This window comes from Fibrella aestuarina BUZ 2, assembly GCF_000331105.1.
GTDB lineage: Bacteria > Bacteroidota > Bacteroidia > Cytophagales > Spirosomataceae > Fibrella > Fibrella aestuarina.
The window spans coordinates 5,961,589-5,975,461 of sequence record NC_020054.1; the positions used below are offsets into that span (position 1 = coordinate 5,961,589).

Below are 13,873 nucleotides of genomic sequence, written 5' to 3' on the forward strand. Positions count from 1 at the left end.
CCCCAATCTTATCCAGCGCAGGCTCCATGAGCTTGCGCTTTTTTAATTAGTTTCGTTCGCTAAATCAACAAACACCCATGCGCCTCCTGTTACCTGCTGCTTCGCTCGGTTTCACCTTACTCTCGACCTCTCTTTTTGCCCAGACAACCATTCAGCGTGACCCCCAAATAGCCGATCTGGTGGCACAAGTATCGCCCGACAGCCTTCGGGCGCACGTCGACGGGCTAGTTCGCTTCGGCACGCGCCACACACTCAGCACCACAACCGACTCCAAAAAGGGCATTGGCGCTGCCCGGCAGTGGATTCTGGGTAAATTTCAGCAGTACGCCAAACAGTCGGGGGGCCGCATGACCGCCGCGCTCGATACCTGGACACTGCAACCCGACGGTAAACGCATCGACAAACCCGCCGACATGGGGAACGTAATGGCGACGCTGAAAGGTACCGACCCCAACGACGACCGCGTGTTTATCGTACAGGGGCACATGGACAGCCGCGTGACCAACGTGATGAACCGCGACAGCGATGCCCCCGGCGCCAACGACGACGGCTCCGGCACGGCGGCGGTGATTGAGCTATGCCGGGTGCTGAGCAAGTCGCAGTTTCCGGCTACGATCGTGTTTGTCACGCTGACGGGCGAAGAGCAGGGCCTGTTGGGCGCCGAACACCTCAGCGAACGGGCGGTGCAGGAGAAATGGAACGTGGAGGCGGTGCTGAACAACGACATTATGGGCAGCAACAACAGCAGCGAAACGCGCATCATCGACAATACCCGGCTGCGGGTGTTCAGCGAGGGGCTGCCGCTCTACCAAACTACCGACCGGGCCGTTAACATCCGGCAGTTTGGCACCGAAAACGACGGCAAGGCCCGCACCCTCGCCAGGTACGTTAAAGAATTGGGTGAGCGCTATGTTGAGAATCTGGAGATCGTGACCATCTATCGCAACGACCGCTACCTGCGTGGTGGCGATCATACGCCCTACGTGCAGCGTGGCTTTGCGGCGGTACGCCTCACCGAGATGAACGAAAACTACGAGCATCAGCACCAGGACCTCCGCACGGAAGGCACCGGCGCCAAGGCGATCGAGTACGGCGACTACGCCAAATTCATGGATTTTGAGTACCTGCGGAAAAACACCGCCGTGAACCTCGCTACGCTGGCCAACCTGGCGAAAGCGCCCACCCCGCCGCAGAACGTCACGATCGAGGTTCGCAACCTGACCAACGGCACGGCATTGTACTGGCAGGCACCCAAAACCGACAGCGGCCGGAAAGCGCGTGGCTACTACGTGCTGATGCGCGAAACCCACATGCCCTTCTGGCAGAAGAAATTCTTCACGACCAAACTCGGCATGACGCTGCCTTACTCGAAAGACAATTACTTCTTCGCGGTACAAGCCGTTTCGGACGATGGCAACGAGAGTATGCCCATTTTGCCCGTGCCTAATCTGCGCTAAACGCGAAGAGCGACCTTTTACACTGCCTTTCAAGTAGTTACCTGCGCTAGCGAGTGCGTTAATTCGTATCTTGTAGCTGTTCGTCGGTACACTGCCGCGGGCTTTTCCAATCAACAACCTTGATGCATCATGAACGACTGTACTTCTTCTTCCCGACGTACCTGGCTGCGTAATGCAGGCCTGCTCACGGCCGGGCTTGGTCTGACCCGCTGGCAGGAGGCCCGCGCCAGTTTTGTTCCCGAATCCGTAATGGCCGAGCAGCGGCTGTTCGGTGAGTTTGCGCAGCAGGTAGCGCAGCTTCAGCAATTGCCGCCCGATACCATGCCGGTGCTGAAAGCCCGCCTGTTTGCCAACGAAAACCCGCACGGCATTGCTCCCAGCGCGAAAGCGGCGCTCGAAAAAGCCACTACGCTGGGGAACCGCTATGCCTGGATGGAATTTGCGCAGTTGAAAAAGCTGATTGCTGATGCAGAAGGCGTTACGCCCAAGCAGATTATGATGTCGCCCGGCTCATCGGACGTGCTGATGGCCACGGCAGCGGCCTTCTCGCAACGCGGCCCCATCCTGACCTGCCGTCCCACCTACGACGATTTGCTGGAACGCGCCACCGCGGCCAAAGGACAGATACTCACCGTTCCGTCGACAGCCGACATGGGTTATGACCTGGCCGCACTGAAAGCCAAGGCGCTGAGCACGCCGGGACTGGGGCTGGTCTATATCGTGAACCCCAACAACCCGACGGGTACTATTGTGCCCCCGGCTGAGCTGGCGCAGTTTTGCCGCGACGTGGCGCCCACGGTGCCCATCCTGATCGACGAAGCCTACATCGATTTCCTCGAACCTGCCGATCGCCCTGTGTTGGGTAAACTGGTTGGCGAGGGGCTGAACATCATGCTGGCCCGTACGTTCTCGAAAATTCACGGCTTCGCGGGGCTTCGGCTTGGGTACGTTATGGCACAGCCCAACATGCTGGCGCAGATCAAGCCGTACACCAACGGCGAATTTGCGGTCAGCATCACCACGCTCATGGCCGGGATTGCCTCGTATCAGGATCAGGCCTGGCAGACGTTCTGCCGCACCGAAAACGCCAAAGCCCGTGATTACACGACCAAGGCCCTGAAAGAAATCGGCTATGAACCCATTCCGTCATACGCCAATTTCATTCTCTTCCCTATCAAAATGAAAACGAAGCTGTTTGAGGGGCAGATGTTCGGGCAGGGCGTGGGTATACAGACCCGTGACATAGATCGGCAACCTTACTGCCGCGTCAGCATCGGGACCATGGACGAGATGAAGACCTTTGTGGACGCCTTCAAAAAAGTGGTTGGCTAAGCCACCTTAATTCATATCCAGAAACAGGGTGGCCAGCATTCGCGAAAATTCGCTTTGCAGGGGTGCCACAATGCTCAACGCCTCCCCTGTTTCTGGATGCGTAAACTCCAGCCGTCGGGCGTGCAGCAGCATGGTGTTCATCTGAAATTTCTCCAGAAATAGCTTGTTCTGTTTGTTGCACCCGTGCGGCCGATCGCCAATGATCGGGTGAAAAATATGCGCCATGTGCTTGCGTAACTGGTGCATCCGACCGGTTTCGGGGGTCAGCTCAACCAGCGAATAGCGCGAGGTGTCGTGCTTGCCAAATGGAATCGGCACCTCGGCATGCCGCAACGTTTTCAGGTGCGTGACAGCGTCCTGCACAACCCCGTCTTCGCGGCGAAGCGGGTAGTCGATCGTCAGGTCATCGGGCGTGTGGCCGCGCACGATGGCGATGTACGTTTTCTTCACCTCGCCGTTCATGAACTGCCGCTGCATGGCCGCGTTCATCGACTCGGTCAGGGCAAACAGCAGCACCCCACTCGTTTTTCGGTCGAGGCGATGAGCCGGCCATACGTGCTGCCCCAACTGATCGCGCAGTGTCTGTACGGCAAATTCGTTGGCATCGGCAGCAATAGGCGAGCGATGCACCAGCAATCCGTGCGGCTTGTTGACAGCGACGAGATCGTCGGTCTGAAAGATGATGTTGAGTGACATAGGGTAATAACCGACCCATCAGTGGCCGTCAATCAATTTTACAGCAAAAAGCAGGCTAAAATAGCCGCAAAATCCAGGGGATAGGGGTGTAACTTTGCGCTCCATGCTTCGCCCGTTTGTCTACCTGAGTCTGCCCGTTGTGCTGGGCGCTATTTTCTCGAACCGGATGGCCATTCGCCTGTCCGACGTGGACCCCGTCCATTGGGCAACAACGCCGCTGCTAGCCCTTTCCGTCTGGATTGTGTATACGGCCGATCGCCTGTTCGACATTCGGAAGGGCCCGCTGCCCAGCACCGCCCGGCACCGGTTCCACGCCGCCAATGCCGATTTGCTGTGGGGGCTGGTGGGCGGCCTGGTAGCGATTTCGGCCATATTGGTCTTTTTTTTGCCGGGCAACGTCATCCGGTTTGGGGCTGGGCTGGGGATCCTCTGCGGCCTGTATGTGTTGGGCGTATCGCAACTACCCGAGCGGCATCCGATACTGGTTGCCAAAGAGCCGTTGGTCGCCATTTTCTTCACGGCGGGTATCTGGGGCAGTGTATGGGTGCAGCGGCCGCTGGTTGGCTGGCCGTTCAAGGTGCAGGCTCTGCTCTTTCTGGGTATCGCCTTCCAGAATTTAGTACTCTTTTCGGTGTATGAACAGCGCGAGCCCAACGCACAACGCAACGCCGTATCGCTGGCTACCATCTGGGGGCAACGTACCTGCGATCTGGTATTGCGGTGGCTGACCTTTCTGTTGGTCGGTGGGGCGCTCGCGGTCTGTTTTTTCGCCGACGATTCGGGCGGCGGTGCCCGATTCTCACAACGGGCCAGCCTTATACTGGCCATCATGAGCCTCACACTCTACGCCATTCAGCGCTACCCGGCTTACTTCCAGAAATACAACCGCTACCGTTTTTTCGGCGATGCCGTTTTCTGGCTTCCCGCGCTGGTGCTCTGATTCGTTTGGAAGAGTTTGCAGTTTACAGACACAACCTGCGTCAGCCTTTACACTCCAAACTATAAACCCCAAACTCCCTTCACTGCACCCTCAAATAACTGCCCAGGTTCTTCAGGTACGTTGCGTGGGTAGTCAGGATTTCCTGTAGCGCGGGTTCCGACGCATGGCCCTCGCACTCGATCAGGAACCACGACAGAAAGGCGGTGCCGCTGCGCAGTGGGCGGCTTTCAATCTTGCTGATGTTGATATCGCGCGAACTGAACTCCTGCAGGAAGGCCGCCAGAACACCGGGTTTTTCGGTGTTGGGCAACCGGGCAATCAGCGTAGTTTTATCCTGACCACTGGGTTGATTCTGGAAGTTTTTCGCCAGAATCAGGAAGCGCGTCCGGTTGAGGTCGTTGTCTTCGATGTTGTCGAACAAGACCGGCACACCGAACAGTTTGGCGGCGATGTGTGAGCAGATCGCCGCCGAATTGGGCTGCTGAGCCGCCAGTTTAGCCGCTTTAGACGTAGACTCCACCGGCACGAATTCGACCTCCAGACCATCGAATGTATCGTAGAGGAAGCGGCTACACTGCCGGAAAGCAATGTCCTTGGAATAAATGTACTTGAGCGTAGCCAGGTCCTCTGTTTTCGTAGCGAAGGTGAAGTGCACCGGAATCTGCGCCTCGGCGGCGATGCTGATGTCGCGCTCGTTGAGCAGGTCGATGGTTTCGTTGACCACGCCCTCCTGGTTGTTTTCGATCGGCACGACTCCAAACCGCGATCGGCCCGTTTCGACGCTTTCAAAGACCGACCGAATCGTTGGCAGGGCCGTATAGGCGCTGAGTCCGCCAAATCGCCCTTCGGCGGCCTGATGCGTGAAGCTGCCTTCCGGCCCCAGGTACGCGACCCGCTCGGGCAACTCCATGTTGCGAGCCACGGCAAATACTTCCAGAAAAATAGCCTCGATCGCTGCCTGCGTCAGTGGCCCCTTGTTCTGCGCCGTGAGCCGGTCGATGATCTGCCGCTCGCGTTCGGGGCGGTAGATAACAGCATTCGTTGATCGTTTCAGTTCTCCCACGTGCCGCACCAGTTCCATCCGCTGATTCATCAGCGCAAGAATCTGGTCGTCGAGGGTATCAATGTCATTACGGAGCGATTCAAGAGTCATGAGGCAAATTTGACTGAATAATGTAAAATGTACAATGAATAATGGCTTTGTATGAGCATCGACCCGACTCATACAAAGCCATTATTCATTGTACATTTTACATTATTCACTTACCGCTACACCAGCGCCACGTCTTCTATGTCTTTCTCGATGCGGAGGTTGTCGATGATAAAGCGCTGCCGATCGGGCGTGTTTTTGCCCATGTAGTAACTCAGCAGTTTCGACACCGAGGCGTCTTTCTCCATAATGACCGGTTCGAGGCGCATGTCTTCACCAATGAACAGGCCAAATTCATCGGGCGAAATCTCGCCCAGTCCTTTGAAGCGCGTGATCTCGACCTTCTTGCCGCCTTTGGTCAGTTTGTCGATGGCGCTCTGCTTCTCTTCTTCCGAATAGCAATAGGCCGTCTCCTTGTGGTTCTTGGGGTTACGTACCCGGAACAGCGGCGTTTCCAGAATATAGAGGTGACCGTTACGCACCAGATCTGGGAAGAATTGCAGGAAGAACGTCAGCATCAGCAGCCGGATATGCATCCCATCTACGTCGGCGTCGGTGGCGATCACGATCCGGTTATAGCGAAGGTTTTCCAGTCCTTCTTCAATATCGAGGGCGTGTTGCAGCAGGTTGAACTCCTCGTTCTCGTAGACCACTTTTTTGGTCAGGCCAAAACAGTTGAGTGGCTTACCGCGCAGGCTGAATACGGCCTGCGTCTGCACGTTGCGGCTTTTGGTAATTGACCCGCTGGCCGAATCGCCTTCCGTAATAAACAAGGTCGTATTAAGGCGCTCCTCGGCTTTCAGGTCGGGCAGGTGAATGCGGCAGTCGCGGAGTTTCTTGTTATGGAGGCTGGCTTTCTTGGCGCGTTCGTTGGCGAGTTTCTTGATGCCCGCCAGCTCTTTCCGCTCCCGCTCCGACTGTTCGATCCGCCGCTTCAGGGCGTCTTTCACCGCCGGGTTCATGTGCAGAAAGTCGTCGAGGCGGTCTTTCAGGAAGTCCATCACGAACGAGCGTACTGAGGGCGCATTTTCGTCGGGGGCCATGTTGACCGAGCCGAGCTTGGTTTTGGTCTGCGACTCGAATACCGGCTCCTGCACCCGCACACTGATCGCCGCCACGATACTCGCCCGAATGTCGGCCGCGTCATAATCCTTGCCGAAGTGGTCGCGGATGGTTTTCACGAAAGCCTCTTTCAGGGCATTCTGGTGGGTACCGCCCTGCGTGGTGTACTGGCCGTTGACGAATGAGTGGTATTCTTCGCCGTACTGGCTACCATGGCTCAACGCCAACTCAATGTCAGCTCCTTTCAAGTGGATGATCGGGTAACGCAACTCCTCTTCCTTGTGCTTGCTGCGGAGCAGGTCGAGCAGGCCGTTCTGCGACACAAACTTCTGCCCGTTGAAGTTCATGATCAGGCCCGCGTTGAGGTAGCAGTAGTTCCAGAGCATGTCGGAGACAAATTGCCCCCGGTAATGGTAATTCTTGAATACGGTATCGTCGGGCTCGAATACCGACAGCGTGCCATTGCGCTGATTGGTTTCTTCGTCGCCCTCGCGCACCAGCACGCCCCGGTCAAATTCGGCCCAGACAGTGCGTCCATCCCGAAACGACTGAATACGGAAAAAGCCTGACAGGGCATTGACGGCCTTGGTACCAACCCCGTTGAGCCCAACTGATTTCTGGAACGCGCCGGAGTCGTACTTACCGCCTGTATTGATCTTCGACACCACCTCGACCACTTTGCCCAGAGGAATACCCCGGCCATAGTCGCGGACTTCGATGCGGTGATCGGTCACTTTGATGTCGATGACTTTTCCGTTGCCCATCACGTGTTCGTCGATGGAGTTATCGATGATTTCTTTGAGCAACACATAAATCCCGTCGTCGGCCGCTGACCCATCGCCCAGCTTGCCGATATACATGCCGGGACGGAGCCGGATGTGTTCGCGCCAATCGAGCGAGCGAATGCTGTCTTCGTTGTACTGTACGGGTGACTTTACTTGTTCTGCCATGTCAAATTGAATCAGGATAGGGGTGGTTTGTCCGTCGTCTGGTTACAGAGGGACGCTACTAAACATTGGAAAAATTATACCGAAATGAGCCGACCACCACCTTGACCCACTTAGTAGAAAACTGTTTAATTTCCGGCAAAAGTTCGTTTACTTTGCCCGCTGATTGTGCTGAAATATCATAAAAACAAGAAACTTCGTTTACACATTACCGTCTTTATCAGCCTACTCATGGTAGGTTGACATCTTAAAAATATGCAAAAACTACCAGAATTCCAACATTCTCGGGTTTCTTTGTTTGCCACTATTTCCGACCAATCCAAGCGCACAGCAGCCAAAACCTTAGCCCTTGTTGGCCTCCTTCTCGGAACCCTGCCCGCTACGTTTGGTCAGATCACCCCGGCCCCGAGCAGTGGCGCCCCATCAGCACCCTCGTCATCGGGCATTCCCAGTCAGTTACCAGCCGGCACGCGGTTACCCAACGGCATTCCAACGCCCTCGCAAAGCCAGCAGGGACGTACCTCACAGCAGGGGGCCAATACCAATCCCAATCAGCGCGCAGGCCAGGTACAGCAGGGCAACACCGGCACCCGCCAGACTACCGGCGCCAACGGACAGGCGACGCAAGGCCAAACCGGGCAAACGGGCCGTAACGGGCAGGCGACCCAAACGGGTCAGAATGGGCAAACCGGACAAGCGGGCGTTGATGCCAACGGCAACCCAACCGAAGCCACAGCCGAGGGCAACAATGAGCCCAACATCAATACGCAGATTAGCGAGCAAGGTTACAATGATCTCTCGCCTGAAGAGGCCCTCCGTGCCCGCGAACGGGCAGCCCTTCGCCGGAAGCTGTTCGGCTACGAGCTGTTCAACAACCCTGATCTGGCAACCACGTTTCAGCCCAATCTGAACATCGCCACGCCTGTCAGCTACGTATTAGGCACTGGCGACCAACTCAATATCAACATTTACGGTTTCTCGCAGGATGCGATCCGGCAGACCGTCACCCCCGAGGGAAACATCTACCTGCCCAGCGGCATTGGGCCGGTACACGTATCTGGCCTGACGGTCGAAGCAGCCAAAGCCCGTATCACCGAGCGGCTGTCAAAAATTTACGTAGGCCTAAAGAATAGTTCGTATGGCCCGCGCAACACGTACCTGGAAGTCACGCTGGGTGGCATTCGGACTATCCGGGTATCCGTTCTGGGCGAAGCCATCAAGCCAGGTACGTATTCAGTTTCTTCGCTGTCGTCGGCCATGAACGTCATCTACGCATCGGGTGGCCCCAGTGATCTGGGTTCGTTCCGGAACGTGCAGGTGATTCGCAACAACCGCGTGGTCGCAACCATCGATCTATACGACCTGCTGCTGACCGGTGTGCTGCGCAACAACGTCCGCCTGCAAGACAACGACAACATCCGCATTCCGGGGTACGTCTCTCACGTCGAACTTCAGGGCAACACCCGCCGCAACAACATCTTCGAAATGCTGCCCGGCGAAACCATGGAGCGGTTGCTGTTCTACGGGGGCGGTTTTTCGGCGACAGCCTACAAGAGCCGTGTGAAAGTGACCCGCCTCACCAACCGTGAGCTTAAAGTAATCGACGTGTTGGCCGATCAGTTCAAGAGCTTTGCCATGCAGGACGGGGATATCGCGCGGGTCGAACAATTGCTCGACCGGTTCGAAAACCAGGTTACCATTGCCGGGGCCGTCTACCGGGCCGGCACCTATTCGCTCGATCAGAATAAGACATTGAAAGAATTGGTAGCCAGCGCCGAAGGGGTGCGGGGCGAAGCGCTGCTGGGCCGGGTAAACATCCTCCGCATCCGGGAAGACATGTCGTCGGAAAACATTACCGTCGATCTGGGCAAAATCCTGGCGGGTACGGAGCCCGACCTGCCGCTTCAGCGCGAAGACGTAGTCAACGTCACCTCGAAGTTTGATCTGGCTGAGTACGGCACCGTATCCATCGAAGGCGAGGTAAATCGCCCCGGTCAGTTGGGCTATCAGTCAAACATGACCCTCGAAGATGCGTTCCTGCAAGTGGGCGGTCTGCGCGAGTCGGCGGCTGCGGCACAGGTCGAAGTGGTCCGGCGCAAAAAAGACGTGGACCCTAACTCAGCCAACGCACAGATTGCCGATGTATTCCGGTTCAGCATCGACCGGAATCTGGAACTGGCCAACGACAATAAGTTTTTCCTGCAACCGTACGATCAGGTAATTGTACGGCGCTCGCCTAACTACCAGGTGCAAACCTTTGCGCAGGTAGAGGGCGAAGTCATTCTGCCGGGCTCGTACCCCATCAAAACTAAAGATCAGAAAGTCTCGGATCTGGTTTTGATGGCTGGGGGCCTCACCCCGCAGGCCTATGTACAGGGCGCTACGCTGATCCGCACGGTTAAGCTAAGCCCCGAAGAGTTAGCTCAACGGCAGCGGTCAGTCACGGAGCTATCCGACGATAACCGGAAAACAGCCGTTAACATTGAGGCTGTCGAACCTAACAAACAGGAGTCGATCGGTATCGATCTGAAGCGTATTCTGGCTCGTCCGGGCTCGACGGAAGACATTCTGTTGCAGGAAGGCGACTTGCTACGCATTCCCAAGCAGCTCGAAACCGTCCGAATCCAGGGTGAAGTACTGCTGCCAACGACCGTCAAGTTCCGGGGTGGCCAAACCTTCCAGGATTACATTTCACAGGCTGGCGGCTTTACCGAACAATCGCAGCGGAAGCGGGCCTTTATCGTCTATGCCAACGGCTCGGTCGATCGCACACGCCGGTTTATGTTCTTCAACATCTACCCACGTGTTGAGCCGGGTGCTGAAGTAATCGTGCCACAACGGCGCACCAACCCACTTACCCCGCAACAGATTATTGGCAGCGCCACGGGCATTGCTACGGGTCTGATGGGGCTGATTTCGGCCGTGCTTGCGTTCCGGTTACTCCAACCATAAGCTACCTAAACAACAAAACACATGAACACGCCTCAAGCTAAAAGTACCCCGGTCGTAACGGCCCCGCTGCCGCCCGATCAGATTTCGCCCAAGGAAGTGTTGGCGCGAGCAACCAAACTGAAAGATGTGGCGCGCCGTAACTGGTATGTGCTACTAGTCGTCGTAGTGATTGGTGGCATTATCGGCTACGTTACCGATCTGACGTCGAAGAAAAAGCCAACCTACATTGCCCGGATCGTCTTTAACCTGGGCGGTGGCTCAGGCTCAAACGGGCAGATGGGCGACCTGGGTGCGCTCGCCAGCGCTTTTGGCCTCGGTCAGGCTACACCCGATGCGAGCATTTTCTCGGGCGAAAATTTTACGCTCTACGTGCGGTCGAAACCCGTTGTGGAAACCACGCTGATGAAAACCGTGAAGATCAACGGCGTCGATACGCTGCTGGTCAATTATTACATGGCACACAGCGGCATCCGCGACAAAGAGTGGGAAGAAGACGAAACGTTGAAGAAATTCATGTTTGCCGGCCCCAAAAAGCGGGAAGACTTCACGCCCACCGAACAACAGGCGATGTATGACATCTACGAGCGGCTGTCGGGTGAAATGGAAATCAAGCCCGTCGATCGGAAGTCGTCGTTCCTGAGCCTGGTGGCCACCACCGAAGATGGGCCTTTGTCGAAAGCATTTGTCGAGAATCACCTGGTAACCATCGAGGAGGACTACAAGAAAAAACAGACCAAGAAGACCCGCGAAATGCTGACCCTGCTCGAAAATCGGGTCGATTCACTCTCCGGCCGCCTTACCGGGACTGAAAATAAGCTTGCCAGCTACATGAACCAGAATCAGCAGGTTGTCGTAGCCGAAGGTCGCCTTCAGGAGAGTCGCCTTACGCGCAACAGCACCTTTCTGCAGCAGCAGTACTTCGCGGCCGTTACCAGCCTCGACAACATGAAGCTGTCGCTGATTCGGGAGCAGCCGCTGTTTACCACCATCGAGCCGGTGATCCTGCCCCTTTACCGTAAAGTACCCGCCAAAGCAGGTATGCAGGCCGGTTTAGCCATTGGTCTCGTATTAGGGTTAGTGGCCATTTTCCTGCGGGAATCATTCCGGTCCCCTAAACCGACCGTCTAGTACAGTATGAAAACACACGAAGTTGTTATTCAAGCCGGGCGTCCTGAACGCTTCTATTGGCGGGATTTATGGCGCAGTCGCGAACTGCTGTACATCCTGTCGATGCGCGACATTTCAGTTCGGTACAAGCAGACGGCGCTGGGCATGTCGTGGAGCCTCATTCGTCCGTTGCTCACCATGCTGGTGCAGACGTTCGTCTTCAGCTTCGTGGCCAAGCTCCCGCCCGATCCGGGTGTGCCCTACGCACTGATGGTGCTGGCAGGCATTACGATCTGGACGTTTTTTTCAAACGCCTTTCAGCAAATTAGCACCAGCATTACGGCCAACGCCAACCTGGTGACGAAGGTTTACTTTCCCCGGCTGGTCATGCCCCTGAGTGCGGTTGCGGTCAGTTTCGTAGACTTTCTGATTGCCTTTGGTCTATTTGTCGGGATTTCGATTTATTACCAATACGTACCTGACTGGCATATTCTGTTTCTGCCCCTGTTTCTGTTGCTGGCCATGCTGGGCGCCTTTGCGTTTGGCCTGTTTTTCGCAGCGATCAACGTGCGGTTTCGGGATGTCGGTCAACTGATCCCGTTCATGATTCAGGTGGGTTTCTACCTGTGCCCGATTGCCTACAGCAGTAGTCTGGTAGCGGGACACCCGTATGAGAAGTTCTACATCCTGAACCCGGCTGTTGGCATCATTGATGGATTTAAGTGGTCGGTGCTTCGCGGACAAACCCATTTAAATCCGCAGAGTTTAGTATATTCAACGGCCATCGTGCTGATCTTTCTAAGTTTGTCTATTGTGTTTTTCCGAAAGCGGGAGAACTCATTCGTAGACGACATTTAATCGTTCACTATACGCTCATGTCGGTTATTTCGGTCGAAAATTTAAGTAAGCACTACATCATTGACCATAAAAAGGGCAAGGGCGGCAATAGCCTGCGCGATGCCATTACCCACACGGTGAAAGGCTTGTTTGGTGGGAAAGGGACCGATGATGAGGTGACACACGAAGAGTTTTGGGCCCTGCGCGACGTCAGCTTTTCGGTTGAACAAGGCGACCGGGTGGGTATCGTGGGCCACAACGGCGCGGGTAAATCGACCCTGTTGAAAATTCTGAGCAAAATTGTCGAACCCACCACCGGTCAGGTACGTATCCGGGGCCGGGTAGCCAGTCTGCTTGAAGTCGGCACGGGTTTTCACCCCGAACTGACGGGCCGCGAGAATATTTACCTCAACGGCTCGCTGCTCGGCATGAAGCGCGAAGAAATCAAAGCTTCCTTTGATGAGATCGTGGCCTTTGCGGGCGTCGAGCGGTTTCTCGATACACCCGTAAAACGGTATTCGTCGGGGATGTACGTGCGGTTGGGCTTTGCCATTTCGGCCCACCTCAACCCCGAAATCATGATTGTCGATGAGGTATTGGCCGTGGGCGACGCCGATTTTCAGAAGAAGAGCCTCGGCAAAATGCGCGACAACTCAGCGAGTGGCCGCACCATTCTGTTTGTAAGCCACAACCTGACGGCCGTGCAGGCGCTTTGCAACAAAACGCTGTATTTCGAGAAGGGGCAACTCATCGAGCAGGGCGAAACCAACCAGGTGGTAGCTTCCTACCTGAGCAAGGTGGCACGTACCCGGCTCCGCCGCGAATGGGCCACGCCCGAGGAAGCGCCCGGCAACGACCTCGTGCGTATCCGGCGGATGGAGCTGGTGCCCGAATACCCACAAGGCGCCACGCATATCGACGTCCGAACGCCCATGCGGATTCAGTTTGAATTCTGGAACATGATGGACCGGGCCAACCTGAACCTGAGCCTGCACGTATACTCGCTTACGGGCGAATGCATTTTCAACATCGGTAGTCAGTCGCAGGCTTACGGCAAAGGGCTGATTCAGGGCGAGTGCGTCATTCCGGGTTATTTCCTCAACGACGGCACCTACACCATCTCGATGATGATCGTGAAAGACACCGTGACGCCGTTGTTCAATATGGAAGAAGGCATCACGTTCGATGTCGAAGACTACCGCGAAGGTGTGGCCTGGTACGGCAAATGGCCAGGCTACGTGCGGCCGCAATTCCCGTTCCGGGTCGAGGCGCTCGAATCGCTCAAGGAGGTGTAGTACCTTTGTCATCCAACCGACTGCCATTCGTCATTGGCTGTGTGTAGCGTTGTGAACCTACCTTCGGGTAACTTTGCAAGGCATCACGAAACCACAAC

10 protein-coding genes are annotated in these 13,873 nt (G+C 56.0%); 7 read left to right on the forward strand and 3 right to left on the reverse strand.

Annotated features, from left to right (window positions below):
- Positions 1 to 77 precede the first annotated feature (77 nt).
- Positions 78 to 1,457 (forward strand): M28 family metallopeptidase, encoded by a 1,380-nt coding sequence (locus tag FAES_RS24650; protein ID WP_015333922.1) that lies wholly within the window; start codon positions 78 to 80, stop codon positions 1,455 to 1,457.
- Between the two features lie 129 nt (positions 1,458 to 1,586).
- Complete coding sequence (locus tag FAES_RS24655) at positions 1,587 to 2,789, forward strand: pyridoxal phosphate-dependent aminotransferase (protein ID WP_015333923.1); 1,203 nt, start codon at positions 1,587 to 1,589, stop codon at positions 2,787 to 2,789.
- A 6-nt stretch (positions 2,790 to 2,795) separates the two neighbouring features.
- Here FAES_RS24655 and FAES_RS24660 read toward each other — a convergent pair whose 3' ends face one another.
- The gene (locus FAES_RS24660) at positions 2,796 to 3,485 is read right to left on the reverse strand and encodes a pseudouridine synthase (RefSeq protein WP_015333924.1); all 690 of its coding nucleotides are present in this window, start codon (positions 3,483 to 3,485) and stop codon (positions 2,796 to 2,798) included.
- A 103-nt stretch (positions 3,486 to 3,588) separates the two neighbouring features.
- Between FAES_RS24660 and FAES_RS24665 the strand changes: the two genes are divergently transcribed.
- On the forward strand, positions 3,589 to 4,425 hold the full coding sequence (locus tag FAES_RS24665; RefSeq protein ID WP_015333925.1) for a hypothetical protein: 837 nt from the start codon (positions 3,589 to 3,591) through the stop codon (positions 4,423 to 4,425).
- Positions 4,426 to 4,504: 79 nt separating this feature from the next.
- On the opposite strand, the gene pheA is transcribed toward FAES_RS24665, so the two are convergent.
- Positions 4,505 to 5,578 carry a chorismate mutase gene (gene pheA, locus FAES_RS24670; protein WP_041258367.1) on the reverse strand — a complete coding sequence of 358 codons (1,074 nt, stop codon included), beginning with the start codon at positions 5,576 to 5,578 and terminating at the stop codon, positions 4,505 to 4,507.
- 116 nt (positions 5,579 to 5,694) lie between these two features.
- Positions 5,695 to 7,587: a DNA topoisomerase IV subunit B gene (locus tag FAES_RS24675; protein WP_015333927.1), complete on the reverse strand. Its 1,893-nt coding sequence runs from the start codon at positions 7,585 to 7,587 to the stop codon at positions 5,695 to 5,697.
- A gap of 291 nt (positions 7,588 to 7,878) precedes the next feature.
- Between FAES_RS24675 and FAES_RS24680 the strand changes: the two genes are divergently transcribed.
- The 4 genes from FAES_RS24680 to FAES_RS24695 are packed head-to-tail and all read left to right on the forward strand — an operon-like array spanning position 7,879 to position 13,775.
- A complete protein-coding gene (locus tag FAES_RS24680) occupies positions 7,879 to 10,536 on the forward strand; it encodes a polysaccharide biosynthesis/export family protein (protein ID WP_229364530.1) in 2,658 nt (885 codons plus the stop codon).
- A gap of 21 nt (positions 10,537 to 10,557) precedes the next feature.
- A complete protein-coding gene (locus FAES_RS24685) occupies positions 10,558 to 11,664 on the forward strand; it encodes a GumC domain-containing protein (protein WP_015333929.1) in 1,107 nt (368 codons plus the stop codon).
- 6 nt (positions 11,665 to 11,670) lie between these two features.
- The gene (locus FAES_RS24690; protein WP_015333930.1) at positions 11,671 to 12,501 is read left to right on the forward strand and encodes an ABC transporter permease; all 831 of its coding nucleotides are present in this window, start codon (positions 11,671 to 11,673) and stop codon (positions 12,499 to 12,501) included.
- A 17-nt stretch (positions 12,502 to 12,518) separates the two neighbouring features.
- Positions 12,519 to 13,775 carry an ABC transporter ATP-binding protein gene (locus FAES_RS24695; RefSeq protein ID WP_015333931.1) on the forward strand — a complete coding sequence of 419 codons (1,257 nt, stop codon included), beginning with the start codon at positions 12,519 to 12,521 and terminating at the stop codon, positions 13,773 to 13,775.
- Positions 13,776 to 13,873: the final 98 nt, after the last annotated feature.